This window comes from Williamsoniiplasma somnilux, from assembly GCF_002804005.1.
Taxonomy (GTDB): Bacteria; Bacillota_I; Bacilli_A; order Mycoplasmatales; family Mycoplasmataceae; genus Williamsoniiplasma; species Williamsoniiplasma somnilux.
In genome coordinates this window covers 644,271-668,176 of record NZ_CP024965.1, presented here as the reverse complement: position 1 = coordinate 668,176, position 23,906 = coordinate 644,271, and the positions used below count along the sequence as shown (strand labels likewise).

Annotated in this window: 22 protein-coding genes and 1 tRNA gene; 22 read left to right on the top strand and 1 reads right to left on the bottom strand. The window is 29.8% G+C overall.

All coding sequences use genetic code 4. The features are described 5' to 3' along the window. Positions 1–21 precede the first annotated feature (21 nt). The 17 genes from tsaE to ESOMN_RS02845 all read left to right on the top strand — a co-directional run bounded on the left by tsaE (position 22) and on the right by ESOMN_RS02845 (position 16,637). On the top strand, positions 22–438 hold the full coding sequence (gene tsaE, locus ESOMN_RS02925; RefSeq protein ID WP_024863471.1) for a tRNA (adenosine(37)-N6)-threonylcarbamoyltransferase complex ATPase subunit type 1 TsaE: 417 nt from the start codon (positions 22–24) through the stop codon (positions 436–438). 1 nt (position 439) lies between these two features. Continuing rightward, positions 440–1,009 carry a tRNA (adenosine(37)-N6)-threonylcarbamoyltransferase complex dimerization subunit type 1 TsaB gene (gene tsaB, locus ESOMN_RS02920; protein WP_024863470.1) on the top strand — a complete coding sequence of 190 codons (570 nt, stop codon included), beginning with the start codon at positions 440–442 and terminating at the stop codon, positions 1,007–1,009. Positions 1,010–1,062: 53 nt separating this feature from the next. After that, positions 1,063–1,153, top strand: a tRNA-Ser gene (locus ESOMN_RS02915). Positions 1,154–1,251: 98 nt separating this feature from the next. Then, a complete protein-coding gene (locus ESOMN_RS02910) occupies positions 1,252–1,908 on the top strand; it encodes a hypothetical protein (protein ID WP_024863469.1) in 657 nt (218 codons plus the stop codon). A 26-nt stretch (positions 1,909–1,934) separates the two neighbouring features. Further along, positions 1,935–3,356, top strand: coding sequence for a proline--tRNA ligase (gene proS / locus ESOMN_RS02905; RefSeq protein ID WP_024863468.1), 1,422 nt, complete (start codon positions 1,935–1,937; stop codon positions 3,354–3,356). Positions 3,357–3,381: 25 nt separating this feature from the next. Continuing rightward, positions 3,382–4,035 (top strand): ribonuclease H1 domain-containing protein, encoded by a 654-nt coding sequence (locus tag ESOMN_RS02900; protein ID WP_024863467.1) that lies wholly within the window; start codon positions 3,382–3,384, stop codon positions 4,033–4,035. Positions 4,036–4,037: 2 nt separating this feature from the next. Further along, positions 4,038–4,970, top strand: coding sequence for an alpha/beta fold hydrolase (locus ESOMN_RS02895; protein WP_024863466.1), 933 nt, complete (start codon positions 4,038–4,040; stop codon positions 4,968–4,970). A gap of 17 nt (positions 4,971–4,987) precedes the next feature. After that, positions 4,988–6,790, top strand: a complete 1,803-nt coding sequence (gene lepA / locus ESOMN_RS02890; RefSeq protein WP_024863465.1) for a translation elongation factor 4 — start codon at positions 4,988–4,990, stop codon at positions 6,788–6,790. A 101-nt stretch (positions 6,791–6,891) separates the two neighbouring features. Continuing rightward, positions 6,892–7,695: a hypothetical protein gene (locus ESOMN_RS02885; protein ID WP_024863464.1), complete on the top strand. Its 804-nt coding sequence runs from the start codon at positions 6,892–6,894 to the stop codon at positions 7,693–7,695. Between the two features lie 75 nt (positions 7,696–7,770). After that, on the top strand, positions 7,771–9,612 hold the full coding sequence (typA, locus tag ESOMN_RS02880) for a translational GTPase TypA (RefSeq protein WP_034942361.1): 1,842 nt from the start codon (positions 7,771–7,773) through the stop codon (positions 9,610–9,612). A 99-nt stretch (positions 9,613–9,711) separates the two neighbouring features. Beyond that, positions 9,712–11,073 carry a phosphopyruvate hydratase gene (gene eno / locus ESOMN_RS02875; RefSeq protein ID WP_024863463.1) on the top strand — a complete coding sequence of 454 codons (1,362 nt, stop codon included), beginning with the start codon at positions 9,712–9,714 and terminating at the stop codon, positions 11,071–11,073. Positions 11,074–11,145: 72 nt separating this feature from the next. Then, complete coding sequence (locus ESOMN_RS02870) at positions 11,146–11,994, top strand: phosphatase PAP2 family protein (RefSeq protein WP_024863462.1); 849 nt, start codon at positions 11,146–11,148, stop codon at positions 11,992–11,994. A gap of 2 nt (positions 11,995–11,996) precedes the next feature. Further along, on the top strand, positions 11,997–12,431 hold the full coding sequence (gene ruvX / locus ESOMN_RS02865; protein ID WP_024863461.1) for a Holliday junction resolvase RuvX: 435 nt from the start codon (positions 11,997–11,999) through the stop codon (positions 12,429–12,431). Positions 12,432–12,466: 35 nt separating this feature from the next. Continuing rightward, positions 12,467–13,039 (top strand): hypoxanthine phosphoribosyltransferase, encoded by a 573-nt coding sequence (gene hpt, locus ESOMN_RS02860; RefSeq protein WP_024863460.1) that lies wholly within the window; start codon positions 12,467–12,469, stop codon positions 13,037–13,039. Between the two features lie 109 nt (positions 13,040–13,148). After that, complete coding sequence (gene pfkA, locus ESOMN_RS02855; protein ID WP_024863459.1) at positions 13,149–14,123, top strand: 6-phosphofructokinase; 975 nt, start codon at positions 13,149–13,151, stop codon at positions 14,121–14,123. 42 nt (positions 14,124–14,165) lie between these two features. After that, positions 14,166–15,602, top strand: a complete 1,437-nt coding sequence (gene pyk / locus ESOMN_RS02850) for a pyruvate kinase (RefSeq protein WP_024863458.1) — start codon at positions 14,166–14,168, stop codon at positions 15,600–15,602. Positions 15,603–15,662: 60 nt separating this feature from the next. Continuing rightward, a complete protein-coding gene (locus ESOMN_RS02845) occupies positions 15,663–16,637 on the top strand; it encodes a nicotinamide mononucleotide transporter (protein WP_024863457.1) in 975 nt (324 codons plus the stop codon). Here ESOMN_RS02845 and coaBC read toward each other — a convergent pair. Next, positions 16,634–17,809, bottom strand: coding sequence for a bifunctional phosphopantothenoylcysteine decarboxylase/phosphopantothenate--cysteine ligase CoaBC (coaBC, locus tag ESOMN_RS02840; RefSeq protein WP_024863456.1), 1,176 nt, complete (start codon positions 17,807–17,809; stop codon positions 16,634–16,636). The genes ESOMN_RS02845 and coaBC overlap by 4 nt on opposite strands. Positions 17,810–17,952: 143 nt before the next feature. Between coaBC and ESOMN_RS02835 the strand changes: the two genes are divergently transcribed. Genes ESOMN_RS02835 through ESOMN_RS02815 form a run of 5 tightly spaced genes read left to right on the top strand, consistent with a single transcriptional unit; the run spans position 17,953 to position 23,890 of the window. Further along, the gene (locus ESOMN_RS02835) at positions 17,953–19,431 is read left to right on the top strand and encodes an FAD-dependent oxidoreductase (RefSeq protein ID WP_024863455.1); all 1,479 of its coding nucleotides are present in this window, start codon (positions 17,953–17,955) and stop codon (positions 19,429–19,431) included. Next, positions 19,431–20,432: a lipoate--protein ligase gene (locus ESOMN_RS02830; protein ID WP_034942355.1), complete on the top strand. Its 1,002-nt coding sequence runs from the start codon at positions 19,431–19,433 to the stop codon at positions 20,430–20,432. The genes ESOMN_RS02835 and ESOMN_RS02830 overlap by 1 nt, the downstream gene beginning before the upstream one ends. Before the next feature lie 12 nt (positions 20,433–20,444). Continuing rightward, a complete protein-coding gene (gene pdhA, locus ESOMN_RS02825; protein WP_024863453.1) occupies positions 20,445–21,557 on the top strand; it encodes a pyruvate dehydrogenase (acetyl-transferring) E1 component subunit alpha in 1,113 nt (370 codons plus the stop codon). After that, on the top strand, positions 21,557–22,546 hold the full coding sequence (locus tag ESOMN_RS02820; protein ID WP_024863452.1) for an alpha-ketoacid dehydrogenase subunit beta: 990 nt from the start codon (positions 21,557–21,559) through the stop codon (positions 22,544–22,546). The genes pdhA and ESOMN_RS02820 overlap by 1 nt, the downstream gene beginning before the upstream one ends. Before the next feature lie 18 nt (positions 22,547–22,564). Continuing rightward, positions 22,565–23,890: a dihydrolipoamide acetyltransferase family protein gene (locus ESOMN_RS02815; protein ID WP_024863451.1), complete on the top strand. Its 1,326-nt coding sequence runs from the start codon at positions 22,565–22,567 to the stop codon at positions 23,888–23,890. Positions 23,891–23,906: the final 16 nt, after the last annotated feature.

Here is a 23,906-nt window from a genome sequence, read left to right as displayed (position 1 = left end):
TAGAAAAGGAAAAACTTGCATATGCGTGAATTTTTAGTTAATAATCTTGAAGAAACTTTAAAATTTGCTCAAGAAATGATAGCGTTTGTTCGCTCTGATTTTTATTTTTTATTGGAAGGAGATTTGGGAAGCGGTAAAACAACTTTTACAAAACAACTTCTAAAATTACTTGGAGTTAAAGAAAATGTTACTTCACCAACTTTTGTAATTATGAATCAATATGAAGGAAATCAAAAATTAAAAATTAATCATGTTGATGCTTATCGCTTAATTGGTGATTCAGAAAATGAAATGTATTTTGATGAATTTAAAAATGCCTTTAATATTATCGAATGATACGAAAATTTAAATTTAGATTTTAACGAAATTAATTATCTAAAAATTTCTTTTATTAAAACTGGTGATAATTCTCGCAAAATAACAGTTAAGGAGAAATAAAATGAATTTATTTATAGACACATCTAATTGACAATTAATTTATATATTAGAAAAAGATAACAAAATTATTGATTCGTTAAATATTCAAAATTTAACAAAAATTAGTGATTTAGCCATGTCTGAATTAAAAAAATTTCTTAAAAAAAATAGTTTAAAAATTCAAGAAATAGAAAATTTTTATGTAACAACAGGTCCCGGAAGTTATACAGGGGTCAGAGTTGGTTTAACCATGGTTAAAACTTTTTTAACATTGAATTATAATTATAATGTGTTCACAATTAATTCTTTAAAATTTCAAACTGAAGGAGCAAAATCAGCTATCTCAATCCTTGATGCTAGAGGTAATAAAAGCTACTTTGCAATTTATAACGAGACAAAAACCATCATTTCAGAAACTGTTTTGTCAAATTTAGAAATTGAAAATTTATTAAAAGAGCATTCTGATTTACCATTTTTTAAAGATTATAAAAATCTTAATTACTGTAATGCATTTTTGAATTTAAAGCCTTTTTTCATAAAAGCTAAAAAGTTGAAAGATTTAGTTCCGTTATATATTAAGAGTTTTATCTAAAACTTAAAATAAAAACCTACCTAATAATTGTGTATAATTATTAGGTATCTATTGGGCTGATACTCAAGTTGGTGAAGAGGGCACCCTGCTAAGGTGTTAGGTCGTTTACACGGCGCGAGAGTTCGAACCTCTCTCAGTCCGCCATTTTAAAAGATATTAGACAACCTTCATAAGAAGGTTGTCTTTCTTTTTTAATGAGGTAAAAAATTATATAATTTTAATAGTATTTAAGGAGAATTTATATGAAAAAAATATCCAATAAATGATTTCTTAAATTCGCCTTTAAAAAAGAAGTTGTTGAAGAAGGGGTTTTTGCAAAATGACTTGATAAAGTGTTTGCAATTAATAAAACAGAAAAACAAAAAATTTTATCTTTATTAGAAAAAGCAGATGTCAAAGATTTATTGTTTTATACTGACGTAAGAAATGTGAACAATATTTTAATTAATGGAATTAAAACAGTTAATGATATTAAAGTTACCGATGAAGAGATTTATTATGTGTGGTCTTTTGCACAACATGATAATTCTATTGATTTAGAATTTGATAATTCAACAAGAGCACATTTTTGAAAGTGGTCAAAAGACATAGAATTTGACACAGATTTAATTGCTGTGTTTGCGATTAACCCGCAGCATTTAGCGGAAATCACAAGAAAAGATTGACTATTGGATCGAGCTCAAAACTTTGTTAACATTTCTGAAAACATTTATCCAGAAACGTTTTCTTGATTGATGGTCCAAGATATAAAATTCTTTAAAGAAGCTGAAAATGTTATAAAATTAAATGGTCTAAACATGGAACTATATTTCGGAGATCAGGGGATTGTTAGAAAATCAAATTTGCAAAATAATACTAAAGATATTTTTAATTCAAAAACACAAGATACAAATAAATAATCAAGCGAAAAAAGAGGAACAATAAAATGGCAAAACAATTAGATAAAATAACCCCAAGAGATGAAGATTTTTCCCAATGATATACCGATACAGTTATTAACGCTAAATTGGTTGAGTATGGTCCAGTGAAAGGAACAATTATCTTTCGACCATATGGATATGCTATTTGAGAAAATATTCAAAATTATTTAGACAAAAAATTTAAAGCTATCGGAGTTCAAAATGTATATTTTCCACTTTTGATTCCTGAATCTTTATTTAATAAAGAAAAAGAACATATTGATGGATTTAGTCCTGAAATCGCAACAGTTACTCAAATTGGCGATAAAAAATTACCCGAAAAATTGTTCATCAGACCAACGAGTGAAGTTCTTATGGCTGATTTTTTTCAAAAAGAAGTAAAATCCTATCGTGATTTACCATTAGTTTATAACCAATGGTGCAACGTTATGCGATGAGAAAAAACTACAAGACCTTTTTTGAGAACATCAGAGTTTTTATGACAAGAAGGACACACGGTGCATAATTCTCCAAGTGAAGCTAAAAATTTAACATTACAAATTTTAGATATTTACACTAAATTTGCTCAAGAGATATTATTATTGCCAGTTGTTGCTGGAAGAAAAACAGAAAAAGAAAAATTTGCTGGAGCTCAAGAAACATACACTATTGAGTCGTTGATGCACGATGGACAGGCATTACAGTGTGGAACTTCGCATTTCTTCGGTGATAATTTTTCAAAAGTATATGATATTAAATTTCAAAATAAAGATGGTAAACTAGAGCATGCTTACTCAACATCATGAGGGGTATCAACTAGGCTAATTGGTGCAATTATCATGACTCATAGTGATGATTCTGGTTTGGTTTTGCCTAGCCAAATTTCACCAATACAAGTTTCAATAATTCAAATCAAAAAAACTACAGAAATAACTAAAGTAACTAATAAAATTGTTGATTCAATTTCTGATTTAAGAATAAATGTTGATAATAGTGATAAAACCTTTGGTTTTAAAATTTCTGATGCAGAAATTAAGGGTGTTCCAATTAGAATTGAAATTGGACCACGTGATTTAGAAAATGGACAAGTAACTATTTCTCGTAGAGATACAAGAGAAAAAAATCAAATCAAAATTAATGATGTTGAAAAAACAGTACATGAAATGCTAAAAGAGTATGATCAAAATTTATACAAAATAGCTTTAGAAAATAGAATGAAAAGAACTTCAACAGCAAGTACTATTGAAGAGTATCAAAAACAATTGGAATTAAATACTGGTTTTGTTTTGGTTCCATTTTGCGGAAGAATAGAATGCGAAACAGAAGTTAAACAAAAAACTTCAACTAATTCTAGATGCATTCCATTTGACATTGAACAAGTAGAGGGCAAATGCTTCAATTGTGGTCAAGAATCAAAATTGAGAGTTTATTTTGGTAGAGCTTATTAATAAATAAAAGAAATGAGGTGAGATTATGGCTAAAAAGTTTTATGCAATTCGGGTTGGTAAACGAACTGGAGTTTTCGATGATTGAGACTTTGTGAAGAAACAAGTTAATAATCATCCTGGAGCTGAATATAAATCTTTTTCTAATCCTAAAGATGCATGAGATTTTGTAAGATCTGATGTTAATTCTTTAAAAAATATAGATAAGTCGTTACCTTCACCTGATACTGTTATGAGCCTTAAAGATTTAGTTTCTGCTGTCGCTTATACCGATGGTAGTTTTGACCCACTTACTAATACATATTCTTACGGAGTTGTAATTTTATGAAAAAATAGAACTTTTAAAATTTCTAAAAGATTTGATAATCCTCGTGATTTAGAATTGAGAAATGTTGCAGGCGAATTAGAAGGAGCAAAACGTGCAATGCGTTTTGCTCAAGTTAATAAAATCCAATATTTAAAACTTTATCATGACTACGAAGGTATTTCTGCTTGAGGAGATAATGAATGAAAAGCAAATTTGCCTTTGACTCAGGAATACAAAGAGTTTGTAAAATGTATTAGAAAAACTGTTAATGTGGATTTTGTTTGAGTTAAAGGTCATAGTGGTGATTATTATAACGAAATGGTTGATAATTTAGCATCAAAAGCAACATTTAAAGAATACAGAAAAGAGGTTTAATCATGAGAGAATTCCAATTAAGAATGATTGATGGCAAAGAACTAAAAATCTATGAATGAACTAAAGTCGAAAAACCAATTGCAATTTTGCAATTAGTTCATGGTTCAGCAGAGCACGCCTTGCGTTATAGAAAATTTGCTGAAAAAATGAATGAACATAGAATTATTGTTGTTGCTGACGACCATCGAGGACACGGTCAAACAGCCGATTTAGCAAAACAAGAATTAGGTTTTTTTGCTGTCAAAAATGGTTGAACTAAAATTGTTGATGATTTAAAAATGGTTAATGACTATATTCACAAAACATGAAATGATGTTCCCGTTTTTATGCTGGGACACTCAATGGGTAGCTTTATGGCAAGAACATACGCAATTAAATACTCAGAAACTATAAACGGAGCTATTTTTATGGGTGTTGCTGAACATAATCCGATTGAACTATTTTTTGGTTCGACATTAGCAAAAATACAACAATTAATTCTTGGACCAAAAAAACCAGCTGTATTTCTTTGAAAGATTTCATTTAAACCTTTAAACAAAGCTTTTAAAAGCGTTAAAAATGCAAATGGTAATGAATGATTAACTAAAGATGAAAAAATCCAAAAAGAATTTGCTATTGACCCTTTGTCTAGACAAATTTTTACAACATCAGCATTCAAAGATATGTTTAATGGTTTAACTTTTATTCGTAAGTCTAAAAATATTAAATTGATGCGCAAGGATTTACCAATTATGATTATGAGTGGTGAAGATGACCCGGTTGGCAAATATGGTCAAATGCCACTAAAAATTCAAGATAAGTTTATACATTTTGACTATAATTCAGAATTAAGATTATATCCAAACTCAAGACATGAAATTTTAAATGATGTTGAAAAAGAACTTGTGATCAACGATTTAATACACTTTATCAAAATTAATTTAAATAATTTATAAAAAAGAAAGTAGGTCTCATGGACAAAAAAAGAATTCGAAATTTTAGTATTATTGCCCATATTGATCACGGTAAATCTACTTTAGCCGATCGTATCTTAGAAATGACAAAAACTGTTGAAAAAAGAGAAATGCAAGAACAACTTTTAGATTCTATGGATATTGAACGTGAACGTGGGATTACTATCAAATTAAACTCTGTGCAATTGGAATATAAAGCTAAAGATGGTGAAACATACACCTTTCATTTAATAGATACTCCGGGTCACGTTGATTTTTCATATGAAGTTTCAAGATCATTAGCTGCTTGTGAAGGAGCGATTTTAGTTGTAGATGCAACACAAGGAGTTGAAGCTCAAACGTTGGCTAATGTTTATTTAGCTCTTGATAACGATTTAGAAATTATTCCGGTAATTAATAAGATGGATTTACCAAGCGCTGATGTTGATAGAACTAAAGAAGAAATTGAAAACACAATTGGTTTAGAAACTAGTGATGCACCATTAATTTCAGCGAAAACAGGATTGAATGTTGAAGATGTTTTAGAAGCTATTGTAGCAAAAATTCCATACCCTCAAGATGCCGATGATGAAGCTCCGCTTCGAGCATTAATTTTTGATTCATATTACGATAAATATCTTGGTGTAGTTATGTCAATTAGAATTAAGCAAGGAACTATTAAAGTTGGTGATAAAATTCGTTTAATGGCAGCTGGAGTAGAACATGAAGTTACTGAAGTTGGAGTTAAAACACCAAAAATTTTAAAAACAGAAAAACTTGAAGCTGGTGAAGTTGGTTGAATTGCAGCAAGCATCAAAACAATAAAAGATATTAACGTTGGTGATACAATCACTAATGCCCTTAACCCCGCTAAAGAACCTTTACCTGGTTATAAAAAAATGAAACCAATGGTTTATTGTGGAATTTATCCAATGGATACTAACAAATATCAAGATTTTAAAGAAGCGTTAGAAAAAATAGAATTATCAGATTCTTCATTGGTTTATGAACCAGAAACTTCTCAAGCCTTGGGATTTGGTTTCAGATGTGGATTTTTAGGTTTATTGCACATGGAAGTTATTCAAGAACGTTTAGAACGAGAATATAACTTAGCTTTAATTGCTACAGCACCATCTGTAATTTATAAAGTTTATCTAACTGATAAAACAATGATTGAAATTGATAATCCAGCAATGATGCCTGATCCACAAAAAGTTGATCATATCGAAGAGCCATTTGTTAATGTTAAAATCATGACACCAAAAGAATATGTTGGTGATTTAATGAATTTATGTCAACAAAAATTAGGTGTCTATAAAGATTTGGAGTATGTCGATGATCAAAGAATGATTTTGATTTATGACATGCCATTAGCAGAAATTATTTTTGATTTTTTTAATAAATTAAAATCAATTTCTAAAGGTTATGCTTCTTTTGAATATGAATTAATTGGTTATCGTGAATCAAACTTAGTTAAAATGGATATTCTTTTAAACGGTGATATGGTTGATGCGTTTTCAATGATAGTTAATAAACAATTTGCTTATCATCGCGGAGCTGCACTAACTAAAAAATTAAAAGAATTAATTCCTCGCCAAAATTTTGAAGTTCCAATTCAAGCAGCAATTGGCAACAAAATTTTAGCAAGAGAGACAATCAAAGCATATCGAAAAGATGTTATTTGAAAACTCCACGCAGCAGACATCTCACGTAAGAAAAAACTTTTTGAAAAACAAAAAGAAGGTAAAAAACGTATGAAAGAAATTGGTTCTGTGGAAGTGCCTCAAGAAGCATTTATTGCAGTTCTAAAATTAGATGATTAAAATCGGCTTTTGTCGATTTTTTTAATTTTAAATAATTATTATTTATTTTGTTTAAAAGCATTAGTGGGTTAAAATATTTTTAGAACGGAGGGCTTTATAGAATGAATAAATTTCCATATATGAGCGAAATTAAAAATTTGTTAACTGAAGAAATTTTGATGATTAAATACTCTCCCGAAAGTAAAGATCGAGCTATTGCGACTACTCTAATTAATTTGTACAACTCAACTCCTGATTTAAAAGCTTTTTTTGAAAAAGTTAAATTTATGTACGAATCTTTAAAACCTACTTTTTTTATTTTAAGCGATGAAGATAATGAAACTATCCTTGATCACATGTACATTGTGAGAATTTATTCAGCTTTAGCAGCTTTCTACAAGTTTTATAATAAATATCAAAAATTAACTGAAGAAACTAATTTCACAAAACAAATAAATGAGTTTGGATTTGATGCTAAAATAGATGAATCTATAAAAATGATTATTGATATTTATAATGATAAATTTTTATCTTTAATCGATACTCATGCAATTCCACTAATCGCTAAAGCTTGAGTTATCAAATTAAAAAAATTAATTGGACTTGTTAAGCAACAATCTCACACTAAAAATAATTGAGTAAACTTTGTGAATTTATTGAGTGAACACATTTCTAACTTTATTGATGAAATTGATGATGTTGAATTCGAAATTGAAGATCACGAAATTAATCAAACTAATGCCTTTTTTGCACGTCTAGTTTTCTTTGATGGTTTTTACTATAATTGTTTGTTACTTAGAGAGAAACTTATTGAAAATCAAGAACAAATTATAGGCTATAAATATTTAGATAATAAACAATTACTAATTGAGCGCGAAGATCGTTTGGAATATATGAAAACAATTGCTGATTCTATTAAAAATTAAAACCGAGTAATCCTCGGTTTTAATTTAATTTGTGGTATTATTTATTAGTTATTGAAAAGAAGGAAAATTTACATTATGACCGACAAAAAGATTATTAATATCGCGGTGATTGCTCACGTTGATGCAGGTAAATCAACATTAGTTGATGCATTATTACAACAAGGTGGAGCATTCCGTGAAAACCAAGAAGTTAAAGCTCAAGTTATGGACTCTAACGATCAAGAAAGAGAACGTGGAATTACAATTTATTCAAAAAACTGTGCCATTGAATATAAGGGAATCAAAATTAATATCGTTGATACTCCTGGACATGCTGATTTTTCAAGTGAAGTTGAAAGAATTATGAAGACTGTAGATACAGTTATTTTGTTAGTGGACTCAAGTGAAGGACCAATGCCACAAACTCGTTTTGTTTTACACAAAGCATTGGAACTAGGATTGCGTCCAATTTTAATGATTAACAAAATTGATAAAAAAGACCAACGTGCTGAAGAAGTTGTTGATGAAGTTTTAGAATTATTTATGGAACTAGATGCTACTAATGAACAAATGGAGTTTCCAACACTTTACGGAATTGCTAAAAACGGAATTGCACAATTTACAATGCAAACTTCAAGTACTGATTTATCACCATTATTTGAAACAATCATTACTCAAGTTGGATCGTATCCAATTGAATTAGCAGAACAACCAACTAGAATGCAAGTATCAACTTTAGCTTATGATTCATTTATTGGTCGTTTAGGAATTGGGCGTATTTTTGAAGGTACTTTAAAAGAAGGTCAAACTGTAACTATTGTAGGAAATGATGGAGTTAATAAAACCGGAAGAATTTCAAAAATTATGGTTTACCAAGGATTGAATAGAGTTAGTGTTACTGAAGCTTTTGCTGGGGATATTGTCACTATTGCTGGAATTGAAGGTATTTCAATCGGAGATACTATATGTGATCCACAAAATGTTAGACCAATGGAAGCCATAACTATTGAAGAACCAACAATGTCGATGAACTTCTTGGTTAATACTTCACCATTCGCTGGAAAAACAGGAAAGTTTGTAACTTCTCGTAATATTCGCGAACGTTTAGAACGTGAATTAGAAGTTAATGTTGGTTTAAAAGTTGAACCTTTAGAAAATTCTCAAGTAGAAGGATTTAAAGTTTTGGGTCGTGGAGAATTGCACTTATCTGTTTTAATTGAATCAATGAGAAGAGAAGGTTTTGAATTAGGAATTTCTAAACCAGAAGTTATTTTTCATAAAGATCCTGTAACAGGAAACACATTAGAACCAATGGAAAAAGTTATTATTAACGTACCTACAGAATATGCTGGAACTATTATTAATAAATTAAACCAACGAAAAGGTTTAATGTTAGATATGGATTCAGATGGAGTTAGAGATAAAGTAACTTACAACATTCCAATGCGTGCTTTGATTGGGTTTAGAAGTGAATTCACAAATGACACTCATGGTGAAGGAATTATGGTTAGATCATCAAACGGATTTGAACCTTACAAGGGTGATATTGAATCAAGAGCTAATGGAGTTATGATTTCGATGGCAAACGGAAAAACTTTAGCTTATGCTTTAGGAAATTTAGAAGAACGTGGAATTTTATTTGTTGGTCCTCAAACTGAAGTTTATGAAGGAATGATTGTTGGCCAACATTCTCGTGATAATGATTTAGATGTTAACCCCACAACTGGTAAAAAATTAACAAACACTCGTTCATCTGGAACTGATGATGCTGTTAAATTAACCCCATATAAAAATATGACTTTAGAAGAAGCTTTAGAATATATTGAATGAGATGAACTTGTAGAAGTTACACCAATTGATTTAAGATTACGTAAAAAATGATTAACTCAAAATGAACGTAAACAACACAGAAACGATAAACGTAAAGCAACAGAATAATTTTTGAACCTTTAATGGTTCTTTTTATTTCTTAATTTCTTTATTACATTATTAACAAAATTAGTTTTATAATTATTAAGTATTAAGAGAGGTAAAAAAATGTCAAAAATTGTTAAAATTTTAGGTCGTGAAATTTTAGATTCACGTGGAACACCAACTGTTGAAGTTGAAATTTGAACTGACTTTGGTGGATATGGAGTTGCTAAAGTTCCATCAGGAGCATCAACTGGAGCTAACGAAGCTTTAGAATTGCGCGATGAAGATGCAAAACGTTACAATGGTAAAGGAGTTTCTAAGGCTGTTGTTAATGTTAATACTAAAATTGCACCAAAATTAATGGGAATGGAAGTTCAAGATCAATTAGAATTAGATCGTACAATGATCGCTTTAGATGGAACTGAATTCAAAAAAAACTTAGGAGCAAATGCTATTTTAGGAGTTTCATTAGCAGCAGCAAGAGCTGCAGCAGATGAATTAGAAATGCCATTATGAAAATACATGGGTGGAGTTTCTGGTCATAAATTACCAGTACCAATGTTAAATGTTATTAATGGAGGAGAACATGCAGATTCTGCAATCGATTTCCAAGAATTTATGATTATGCCAGTTGGAGCAAAAACTTTTTCTCAAGCTCTACAATGAGCTAGTGAAACTTTCCAAGCTTTAAAATCTTTATTAAAATCTAAAGGTGATATTACAGCCGTTGGAGATGAAGGTGGATTTGCGCCTCACTTCTCATGAGCATATAAAAAAGAAGATTTAGCATCATTCCAAGCTAAAACACCTGCTGAAGTTGCTTTGGATTTATTGGTTGAAGCAATTAAAAAAGCTGGTTACAAAGCTGGTAAAGATGGAATTATGATCGCAATGGATTGTGCTTCATCAGAATTATATTTATCAGATAAAAAATACCACTTCAAAAAAATTGAAGCAAGAACTGGTAAAAAATGATCAATTACAACAGATGAAATGATCAAATACTTAGAAAAATTAGTTTCTAAATACCCAATAATTTCTATTGAAGATGGTTTAGCAGAATCTGATTGAGCTGGATTTACAAAATTAAATGCAGCAATTGGAGATAAAGTTCAAATCGTTGGAGATGACCTATACACAACTAACCCTAAATATATTAAAGAAGGAATTTTGAAAAAAGCTTCAAATTCTACTTTAATTAAATTAAACCAAATCGGAACTTTAACCGAAACTATTGAAGCAATTCAAATGACACAAAAAGCTGGTTGAACAGCAGTTGTTTCACACCGTTCAGGAGAAACAGAAGATTCAACAATTGCTGATATTGCTGTTGCATTTAATGCAGGACAAATTAAAACAGGATCAATGTCACGTTCTGACAGAATTGCAAAATACAACAGATTATTGCAAATTGAATCTGAATTAGGAAAAAATGCTAAATATGACGGATTAGCATCATTCTACAATTTAAATTTAAAAAAATAATTATTTAGTAATTAATTAGAGCACGTTAATGTGCTCTTTTTATTTATGTATAATTATTTAAACGAGGTTTAAATGAAACGTAAATTAAGATTATCTATTGCTTATTTTCTATTGTTAATCTTGCTAGTTTTTTTCTTGGTGGGCACTTTTTTTGATTATCAAATATCAAGCGTTTTTGTCGCAGGAAAAGATAAAAATTTTTTTGGAGCTTTTTTTGAAGTATGAGGTATGGCCACTTTTACAATTCCCTTGATGGTGATTGCTGCAATTTTTATCAATTGGCTAATTTATACAAAAGTGAAAAAAATATTACTATGACAAAAAAATCTTTATTATACAATTATATGTATTTTGCTATTATCTATTTTATTTATAACATTTAATTATGATTCTGCTAATACAATGGCATATTGATCTTTAGGAATTTCTTTTTTTAGTTATGTTGTAATTTTTATTTTAATCGCCTACTATTTTGAACACAAAAAGGCAAAATTTATAAATGGTGAGTTTAAAATTAGTAGTTTGTTGTGAATGATTATATTTATAGTTGCTTTATCTATCTCGGTAGAAATTTTAAAAAACATATTCTCAAGGGTTAGAATGGTCCAAGTTATTAATGGTTCAACTTATGAACCTTGATGGCACATCAATTATTCTAGTAAAGGAAAATCATTTCCTAGCGGTCATACATCTAGCGCTTTATGTTTATTAAGTATTTTATTTATTATTGATAAAAATCTAAAACAATATTGGATAACAGTAGCAATAATTTGATTAATAATTTTTATGGTAGCATTTTCAAGAATTGTTTTTTTAAAACACTTTTTAACAGATGTTATAATGTCTAGTTTTTTAGGATTTGGTTATTTCTTTTTGTTTGATAATTTTAAAAGAAAAAAATGAAAGGTAAATAAAATATAGTTATGAGTAAATACATTGGTTTAGATGTTGGTTCCAAAACAATTGGGATTGCTTCAAGTAATGGAAAAGTGGCTCAACCACTTTTGACAATTAAATTTACAGAATGAGAATTTGAAGAAGGTATTCAAAAACTTACGGAATTGTTAAAAATAGAAAGCCCAGAATTGTTAATAATTGGTTATCCCAAAAATATGGATGGTTCAATTGGTGAAAGAGCAGAAATGGTTGACTATTTTATTGAAGGAATTAAAGTCTACAATTCACATTTTGATGATAAAAACATAATTAAAATTGACGAAAGACGCACTACAAAAATGGCTAAAGCAATTATGATTGAAGCTGGTCTAAGAAGAGATAAACAAAAACAATCAAAAGATTCTTTGGCTGCACAATTAATTTTAGAGTTGTATTTAGATAGCGAAAAAAATAAGATATAATTTACTTAATTCATTCTTTTAGAAAGGGATATGAAATCATGAAAATCCATCCATTGGTTAAAGATGTTTTGTTCACTCGTGAACAAATTCAAGCACAAACAAAAAAAATTGCTCAAGATATTGTTGCTTATTATAAAGGGCAAAACCTTAAAAATAACACAATAGTTTTAATCGGTTTAATGAAAGGTTGTATCCCTTTTATGGCTGAATTTTTAGCAAATTTCGAAATGGAATGTGAAACTGATTTTATGGTTGTGTCTTCTTATAAGGGTGGTTTAAAAACTTCGGGTGATCCTAAAATTGTTTTGGATATTAATACTTCTTTAAGAGATCGTGATGTTTTAATAATTGAAGATGTTATTGATTCAGGAATTACTCTTGAATATATGAAAAATTATTTCAGTTCTAAAGGTACTAATTCTGTTAAAATAGTTACGTTAATTGATAAAAAGGGTAATCGAGAAGTAGATATTGTTCCTGATTGAACATGTTTTGAAATTGGACCAGAATTTATTATCGGTTTCGGTTTAGATTACCAAGAAAGATTAAGAAATTTACCTTACGTTGCAACTTGTGATACTAATAAATTAAAAGACTGAAAATGATAATATTTGAAAGTAGTTTTACTACTTTTTTATTTTAAAAACAAAGATTATAAAAACCTAGTTGTTGTATAATTATTTTGTACTTATTATTCGTGTTAGAAGGGAATATTTTATGATTAAAAAAATTGGGGTTTTAACTTCTGGTGGTGATGCTCCAGGAATGAATGCCGCAGTAAGCGCTGTAATTAAAGCTGCTTATGCAAAAAATATTGAAGTTTATATTGTCAGAGACGGTTATAAGGGTTTAGTTAATAATTGATTAGAAAAAGTTGATATCAATTTTTCTCAAGACATAATTTCTCGTGGAGGAACAGCAATTGGATCTGCTAGACTTCCTGAATTCAAAGAAGTGGAAGTTCGCGAAAAAGCTGTAGCTAATTTAAAGAACGCCGGGATTGAAGCATTGGTTGTAATTGGTGGAGATGGAAGCTACATGGGTGCGCAAAGATTGACCGAAATGGGAATTAATTGCATTGGATTGCCGGGAACAATCGACAATGATATTGTTTCATCTGATTACACAATTGGATTTGATACAGCACTTAACACTGTTATGGAATCAATCGAAAAAATTAGAGACACAATGCAATCACACAATCGTTGTGCAGTTGTTGAAGTTATGGGAAATCGTTGTGGAGACTTGGCGTTATATGCAGGAACTGTAACTGGAGCAGAAGTTATTTCAACAAGTGAAGGGCAATTAAGCGAAGAAGAAATTGTTAACGAAGTTGCTAGATTATCTAAACTTGGTAAACGTTCGGTTATTATTGTTATTTCTGAAAAAATTTATGATGCAAATGAATTAGCAAAAAAAATTGAGGCAGCTTCTGGATATGTTACTAGAGCAACAATTTTAGGCCACACTCAACGTGGTGGAACACCAACAGCAATGGATCGTTATTTGGCAATTACTTCAGCAATTTATGCAGTTGATCAATTAGTTGCTGGTAAAGGTGGTTTATATGTTGGATTGGATGGACAACAACTAATCGCTCGCGATATTAATTCAACTTTGAACATACCAAGAAAAGATCGCACTCAAGAATTAACAACTATTCGTTTATTAAATTCACAATTTAAAAAATAAAAGTTAAAATATTATAGATAACAAATTTTATGGGAGAAAAATATGAATAAATTACTTTTAGCAGAAAGAGTTAAGCGTACTAAAATTGTTACAACTTTAGGACCAGTTACTCATGAACAGGATGCAATTGAAAAATTATATGAAGCAGGAATGACAACAATTCGTTTAAACTTTTCACACGGTGGTCATGAAGAACAAGGATACCGTATTGTTGGTGCAAAAGCAGTGCGTGAAAAATTAGGTAAACCAATTTCAATTTTATTAGATACAAAAGGACCAGAAATTCGTGTCGGAAAATTTAAAGATGGAATTCAAGAATTTTCAGCAGGACAAAAAATTACAATTTACACTGATCAAAAATCATATTTAAACAAAGAATGTGGTCAAGGCGAAATGACAGTTGGCTACGATATGTCAGTAGACTTAGTTAAGGGTAACCAAATTTTAATAGATGATGGAAAATTAGAATTGACAGTTGATGAAGTGCAACCAGGAATTATTCAAGCTACTTCATTTAATCATCACATGGTTAAAACTAACAAACGTGTTAACTTGCCTGGTGTAGATTTCTCAATGGCATTTTTAGCTGAAAAAGATCGTGAAGATATTTTATTTGGTTGTGAGCAAGGTGTTGACTATATTGCAGCTTCATTTGTTAACTCAGCTGCAAACGTTGAAGAAATTCGTGAATTATTAGTTCAAGGAAATAAAACAGATATTCAAATTATTTCAAAAATTGAATCTCAAGTCGGAATTGATAATATCGATTCAATTATTGCAGCTTCTGATGGAATTATGGTTGCGCGTGGAGATTTAGGATTAGAAATTCCTTACTACGATGTTCCATATTGAGAAAAAATTATTATTCGTAAGTGTAGAGAAGTTGGAAAACCAGTTATTGTTGCAACTCAAATGTTAGAATCAATGACTGAAAACCCAGCCCCAACTCGTGCAGAAGTAACTGATGTTTACTTCGCAACAGAATTAGGAGCTGATGCAACTATGTTATCTGGTGAATCTGCTGCTGGAGATTACCCATTCATCACAACTGGAGTTATGGCAACTATTAACAAACGTGCAGAAGTAGAATTTTATAATAAAGGTTACTACCAAGTACAATTAGAAAATGCTAGAAAAACCACTTCAGGACCACGTGCTGAAATAGCAGATAACTTAGCTGAAATGACAAGAGAAGGAAAATATCAATTCGCTGTTGTTTTGTCAAGAACAGGAACATTATTGAAAACAATTTCTAAATACAGACCTAATGTTACTATTTTAGGAGTTTCAGAATCAGAAAGATTATGAACAGCATTTGGGGTTTGACATTCAATTTTTATGAATATAACTAAAGATATTACTAAACTTGAAGATGATATTGTTGAACTATCAAAAATTGCAAAACTTTGAGGAGCTAAATCAGGGGAAACAATTTTAGTAGTTAGAAACAAAGACATTAGAGAACTAACTGTTGATTAATAACAAAAAAGAGACACAAGGCTCTTTTTTTATGTTAAAAAATATCTTAAGGAGTTATTTATGGCAGAAACACGAAACGGCTGAAACGGCTATTTTAAAAATTTTTTAGGCGCTAAAACTTGTATTCAAGATTTTAAAGAATGACCTAAAGTTTATAAATTGGTTTTTTTAGTTTATGCAATTGTTGTTATCATTTTTAATTTTTTTAGCATTCAACCTTTAATTATTAAAGAGGATGTTTGAAACGTAGCTGACCAATTAGATTTAATAAAATACAACGGTACACATTTTTTGCCATTTATTAAGTTTGTTGATGCAAGTCTTTACGGTTCGGCAATCGCTGATCCTTCGCGTGGTTTTGCCATTCTTACAACTGTTTTTTATTCTATGAACGGAATTGTTGCTATCAGTGGACTTTTATCATTGATATCAATAATTAATAATAAGAAATCTCAATACTTATGAGGAGCTATAAATTCTTTTAGTTATTCTTTGTTTGCAATTACTGTTGGATTTACAGGAGATTTTATTGTTTATACTTTTTTCTTTTTAACAGCACCCTTAGGGTGATATTTGTTCGAAATCAAAAAACGTAATCGTAGAATTATGATGTATTCTAAGTCCTGAAAAAAACAAGTTCCTTTTTATTTGATTAGTGCAGCTTTAATTGCGGCAATTATTACAATTTGATTTTTCATTATTCCGCTTATTTACAATGGCATAACTGGAAAAAATTATGCAAACGATATTTTGGCAACAGCTCCAAATAAATTAATTTTTGACGCAATAGCCACAGGATTAATTTTCAGCGGCTACATTATGCAATTAATAAATATCACTGAACAATTTTTTATTTGATCAGTTTTAAATATCTTAAAATTGTTGCAGTACACACCCCTAGGGTTTGGAACAGAAAACGCAATCCCAATTAATATGATTATTCAATATACTTGTTGATCAATTCTTGGATTAATGGGTTTATATCACAACATAATTCAACCAATTATGAGACAAATTAAAAAATCAGAAATTTAATTCTGATTTTTTAATTTTATAAAGTCATTAATCATCTTTCAAATTTCATGAGCAGCCGCACTTTTAGTTAGTGAATTAAATTCTAAAATATTTTCGTTTATTGAATTTAAAATTTTAATAGATGTTTTTTGATTGTTCATGCTATCAACCAAATTAATTATTAGAATATCTAAGTTTTTTTTACGCATTTTTGTTTTAGCAATAATTAAATCAAAGTCATTTGCTAAAGAAAATCCTACTAAAATTTGTTTTGTTTTTAATGAACCTAAATGTTCAAGTACATCAACTGCCTTTGATAATTGTAAATTTAAATTTTCGTTTTTTGGTGTTTTGATTAAACTTGGATTAGTTATTTCGTAATCATTTAATGCAGCAGAACATATTACGATATCTTTTTCTTTAAAATGCATTTTCATAGTTTCTAACATTTCTGCATTGGTGTTAACTTTTTTAGTTATTTTAGAGATATTAACATCATGGTCACCCGCAATAATTGATATTTCACTTGTAAAAACATTTGCTCATTTAACTAGTTCAGAACCCATAAGCCCGCTAGAACCATTGGTGATATATCTAACAGGATCTAAATAAGCTTTTGTTCTTCCTAGATTTATTAATATTTTTTTGTTTTTTAAATTAATAAATTCTTCAAAAAAAGAATTAACATATTGAACTACTTCATCTGGTTCTCAAGCTCTTCCTAAACCTAAATCTCGACTTGCAAGCATTCCGTATTTTGGTTCTAATCAAATATTTTGTTTATTTTCTAAAAGGGTGTTTTTACTTTTTTGTAAAATAGGATTTAAATACATTTTTTCATTCATAGAAGGAAATCATAAAGTTTTACTTTCGTTAGCTGCTAAAGTTAGCGAACAAATATCATCAGCAAAACCATTTGCAACTTTGTTTATGAAATCATAAGTTGCTGGATAAATAATTGTTAAATCAGAATCTTTATTTACCTCAATATGTTTACCTGTAGCATGATTGTCATATTGCTTAGTTGTAAAAATTTTAGTGTTTATGTTTAATGTTTCTAAATCAAAAAAATGAGAAACATCTTCACTTGCAAAAACATTTATTTTGTAATCAATTTTTAGTTTATTTATAGTTTCTTTTGCTTTTGTTGCAGCGATTCCAGCCGTTATTATAAAATTTATTTTTCTTTGCATAAATTATCTACCTTTATTTTATATTTTACCCTAATTTATTTGTCAAAAATGTCAGCAAACACATTGTAATGAGTTAAAATAATAATAGAAATATTTCTAATAATATTTTAGTTTTTAGAGATATTTGTGCGAAAGAGGTAAAAATGAAAACTATTGTTTTGGGAACAAATCACGCTGGTACTACAGTTGTGAGAACTCTTAAACGTCTAGATCCAAAAATGGAAGTTGTTACATACGAAAAAAATGACAACATTTCTTTTTTAGGGTGTGGAATAGCTTTATGAGTTAAAGGTGAAGTAAAAGACCCAAATGGATTATTCTATGCAACACCTGAAATTTTAAAATCAGAGGGTATTAAATCAAAAATGAATCATGAGTGAGTTGCGATTAATACTAAAAAGAAAACAGTTACTATTAAAGATTTAAAAACCGGAAAAGAATTTGATGACAAATATGACAAATTAGTTCTTGCAACAGGATCTTGACCAATTGTTCCTCCAATTCCTGGAATTGAATCAAAAGGTGTGCAAATTTGTAAAAACTATGGACATGCCAAAAAAATTCAAGCAGCTAACAATGATGCAAAATTGAAAAAAGTTACAATTGTTGGAGCAGGTTACATTGGTGTTGAATTAGTTGAAGCATTTAGAAGTAAAGGAAAACAAGTTACTTTAATTGATATTGCTGACAGAATTATTCCAAATTACTATGACAAAGAATTTACAGATTTAATGGAAGAAAAAATGACTAAAGCTGGTGTTAAATTAGAATTAGGTCAAAAAGTTATTGAATTTAAAGCTGACAAAAACGGAAATGTGAAATCAGTTGTTACTGATAAAAAAGAAATTCCATCAGATTACGTTATTTTTTCAGTAGGAATTAAAGCACAATCAGAATTGTTAAAAGGACAAATTGAACTTTCTGAACGTGGAGCAATTAAAGCAAACGAATTTATGCAAACATCAAACAAAGACATTTATGCAGTTGGTGACTGTGTTGAAGTATTCAATAAAGCAATGGATCAAAGTATGCAAATTGCTTTAGCAACAACCGCTGTTAGAACAGGTATTATTGCTGCAATGAACATTGTTAAAGGAAACAAAATGGCATCACCTGGATTTACTGGGGCTAATGGTATTGAAGTGTTTAACCTTAAAATGGCATCAGTCGGAATTAGTGAAGAATCAGCAAAAAGATTTAAAATGGATGTAGAATCAATTAGTCTTTCAGATAATGATCGTCCTGAATTTATGTCAACAGTTAGTCCTGTGTGATTTAAAGTTATTTGAGATAAAAAAACAAGAAAAATTGTTGGAGCTCAAGTAGCATCAGAAAAAAACCATACAGAAATTATGTACATGTTTGCCTTAGCAATTCAAAAAGGATTAACAATTGATGAATTGCCATTGGTTGATATTTTCTTCTTACCACACTTTAATAAACCATATAACTTTATTACATTGGCAGGTTTAGAAGCAGCAGGTTTAAATTACTTTAAGAAAGATAAAAAATCAGCAACAAAAAAATCAGCAACAAAACCTTCTACAAAAAAACCAATTTCTAAAAAAGCTCCAGCAAAAAAATCAGCAACAAAATCAGTAAAAAAGTCAGTTAAAAAATAATGAATTTATTAGTATCAAATAGTTTTGATCCAAAAATAAATTTAGCTATTGAGGAATATTTAACTAATAATTTAAATATTAAAGCACCAATCTTATTCATTTGACAAAACGACAACACTATAGTTGTCGGTCGAAACCAAAATACTTTGCAAGAAGTTAATTATGATTTGGCGCAAAGAAATTTTGTTAATGTCGTAAGAAGAAATACCGGGGGTGGAACAGTGTTCCAAGACCTTGGTAATTTATGTTTTTCAATCATTGTCGATAAGCAAGAAAATAATAATGCTTCATTTAATGAAATTTTTGAAAAGGTCTTATCACCAATAGTAAATTATTTGAAATCAAAAAATTTGAATGCAGTTTTTACTGGAAGAAATGATATTGAAATTGATGGATTAAAAGTATCGGGGAATGCACAATTACAAACCAAGGATAGAATTTTAGAACATGGAACGTTATTATTTGATATTGACATGTCCAAACTTAGTCAATATCTAACGGTTAACGAAATCAAAATGAAATCTAAAAAGGTTTCATCTGTTGTTTCTAGAGTTGGAAATATTAAACAAATGTTAGCTGAAGATATTAATATGGAACAATTTAAACAAGAAATAATTAATTTTTATACAAAAGGATCAAATGTTAATTTTATCAATTTAACAATTGATGATTGGAATGTCATTAATGATTCTGTAACTAATAAATATTCTAATTGAGATTGAACTATCGGTAAAAATGCTTCCTTTGATTTTAAAAACGGAAATTACATACCTGGTGTTGGTTATATCGAAGTTAATTTAAAGACAAATAAGGGAAAAATTGAAGAAATTAAGTTTTATGGAGATTTTTTAGGTTCAAAAGGAACTGAAGAAATTGAAAAAAAATTAACAAAAACAGTTTATGATTCAGCAAGTGTTAAAAAAGTTTTAGAATCACTAGATTTAAAAACAGTTTTTGCTGATGCAATAACAATAGAAAATATTTTAAATTTAATATTTTAAGATGGAGGTCTAATGAAATATATTAATAAATTTGATCCGTTAAAAAACGAACGTGTTGAAATAATGGATGCAAAGGGAAAAATTATCAATCCTAAACTTATGCCTGAAATTGATAATGATAAATTAATTGAAGCTTATAAATTAATGAACTTATCAAGAAGACAAGATGATTTTCAAAATAAAGCTCAAAGACAAGGGCGTTTATTATCATTTTTATCTTCTACAGGGCAAGAAGCATCAGAAGTTGGTTATGCAATGAATTTAATTAAAGGTAAAGATTGATTCGTTTCTGGTTACAGAAATAATGCCGCATGATTAACTGTAGGAATGCCAATTAGAAACATAATGTTATATTGAGCAGGAAATGAATTTGGAGCAAGATCGCCAGAAGGTGTTAACTCTTTACCACCAAACATCGTAATTGGTTCTCAATACTCACAAGCAACAGGGCTTGCATTTGCTGAAAAATACAACAAACGTGATGGTATTGTATTAACAACTACAGGAGATGGAGGAACAAGTGAAGGGGAAGTTTATGAAGCAATGAACTTTGCTAAATTGCATGAAGTTCCATGTATTTTTGTTGTTGAAAACAACAAATGAGCTATTTCAACTCCAGTTTTCCAAGCTACAAAATCACTTAACTTTGCAGTTAAAGGAATTGCTGTAGGAATGCCATCAATTAAAGTTGATGGTAACGATTTTTTAGCAGTTTATGGAGTATTTAAAGAAGCTGCAGAATGAGTAAGAAAAGGAAATGGACCTATCTTGGTAGAATGTGATACTTATCGTTTAGGAGCACACTCTTCAAGTGATAACCCAGATATTTATCGTTCACCAGAAGAATTTGAAGCAGCAAAATTGCGAGATCCTTTAATTAGAATGAAACAATATTTAAAAGATCAAAAACTTTGAGATGACAAAAAGCAAACTAAACTTGATGAAGAACAAGACGCTTTTGTTGCTGCAGAATTTGAATGAATGGAAAAAAACAAAAATTACGGATTAGAAGATATCTTTAACTACACATACGAAGAAATGGATAATGACTTAAAAGAACAATATTCAGAAGCTAAAGCTTTCTTTGAAAAATACCCAGAATCAAAAGATGGAGGACACCACTAATGGCAGTTATTAACAATATTAAAGCTGTAACAGAAGCTCTAGACACAGCGATGTCGCAAGATGATCAAGTAGTAGTTTACGGTGAAGACGCAGGATTCGAAGGTGGAGTTTTTAGAGCTACCCAAGGATTACAAGCAAAATTTGGAGAAGCAAGATGTTTTAATGCTCCAATTAGTGAAGCTGTTTTTGTCGGGGTAGGAATCGGAATGGCAATTAACGGAATGAAACCAGTTGTTGAAATGCAATTTGAAGGATTAGGTTGAGCTTCGTTACAAAACATTTTTACTCACATGGGAAGAATGAGAAACAGAACTAGAGGAAAATATACAGTTCCGATGGTAATTAGAATGCCAATGGGTGGAGGAATCAGAGCTCTAGAACACCACTCTGAAGCAATGGAAGCAATTTATGCTCACAACCCAGGAGTTAAAGTGGTTATCCCATCAACTCCATATGACACAAAAGGACTAATCTTAGCTGCAATCGAATCAAAAGATCCAGTTATTGTTTTTGAACCAACAAAATTGTATCGTGCTTTCAAACAAGAAGTACCAGATGGATGATATACAGTACCAATTGGAAAAGGTTACAAAATTACTGAAGGTAATGATTTAACAATCGTGACTTACGGTGCTCAAACTGTGGATTGTCAAAAAGCATTAGAACTATATAAAAAAGAAAATCCAAGTGCTTCAATTGAATTAATTGATTTACGTTCAATTAAACCTTGAGATAAAGAAATGGTAATCGAATCTGTTAAAAAAACAGGTAGATTGTTAGTAGTTCATGAAGCTGTTAGATCATTTTCAGTATCAGCTGAAATTATCACAACAGTTAATGAAAAATGTTTCGATTTCTTAAAAGCACCATTATCTAGATGTACAGGTTATGATGTACCAATTCCTTTTGATAGAGGAGAAGGTTATCACCAAGTTAACCCATACAAAGTTTTAGAAAAAATTAAAGAAGTAATTAATTACAAATTTTAATTACAGAAAGGTAAAAATATGTTTGAAGTAAAATTTGCAGATATTGGAGAAGGTTTAACTGAAGGTAAAGTTACTGAAGTCTTAGTAAAAGTTGGAGATCAAGTAAAAATGGGTGACAGCTTGTTTCACGTTGAAACCGATAAAGTTAATTCAGAAATTCCAGCTCCAGTTGCAGGTAAAGTTAGTGAAATTTTAATTAAAGCTGACCAAGAAATTAAAGTTGGTCAAGTTGTTGTTTTAATTGATGATGGATCAGCTTCTGCAGCTCCTGAAAAGGAAACAAAAAAAGTTGAAGTTGAAGAAGAAAATGCTAGTGTTGTTGGTTCAACACCTGCATCAAACGAAGTAATTTCTCGTAGAGAAGAAGTTCAAGTTTCAACTAATAATAATCACCAAATCAAAGCAACACCTTTAGCGAGAAAAGTTGCTGCTGATAAAAACATTGATTTAAAAAATGTTACAGGAACAGGACCAAACGGAAGAATTTTAGTAGCTGATTTAGCAAATGTTAGTGTTGCAAAACCTATTGCATCTATTGCACCAATTAACCATGTTTCTGCCCCAGAAATAGTGGCAGCTAAACCTGTTGGAAAACCAGGACCTGATTACAATAACCCAAAAATTTCTGTAAGAGAGATTAATGAACAATTAAGTTTTGACACTAAACCAATGAACGGAATTAGAAAAGCAACAGTTAAAGCAATGACTTTAAGTCATACTAAAAATGCTGCTTTCACCGGAATGAAATCAATCGATATTACCAATTTGGTAGAAGCAAGAAATCAATTAAAAGTTTATGCTGATTCACAAAATGTTAAATTAACTTATTTAGCCTTTATTGCTAAAGCTGTTGCGAGAGCTTTAAAAGAAATGCCAAATATTAATGTCAGAATTGATGAAGCAAACAATTCAATCCAATATTTACAAAATGTTAATATTGGAATTGCAGTTGATACACCAGATGGTTTGATGGTTCCTGTTATTAAAGGTGTTGATCAACTTACTGTTTTAGAAATCGCAGTTAAAATAACAGAATTAGCAAATAAAGCTAAAAATAAAAAACTAGGAATGTTAGATATGAAAGATGGAACTTTCACAATTTCTAATTTTGGAACTGTTGGTTTAGATTTTGCAACACCAATTATCAATTCTCCAGAATCAGCAATTTTGGGAATCGGAAATATGGTTAAAACTCCAATGTATATTGGAGAAGAAATTAAACCTAGATGAATAATGCCATTTTCAGCAACAGCTGATCATAGAATCATTGATGGTGCGGATGCAGGTAGATTTTTATCTAAAGTAGAATATTACTTACAAAATCCTTTGATTTTGTTAGTGTAGTTAAGTGGAGTTAAAA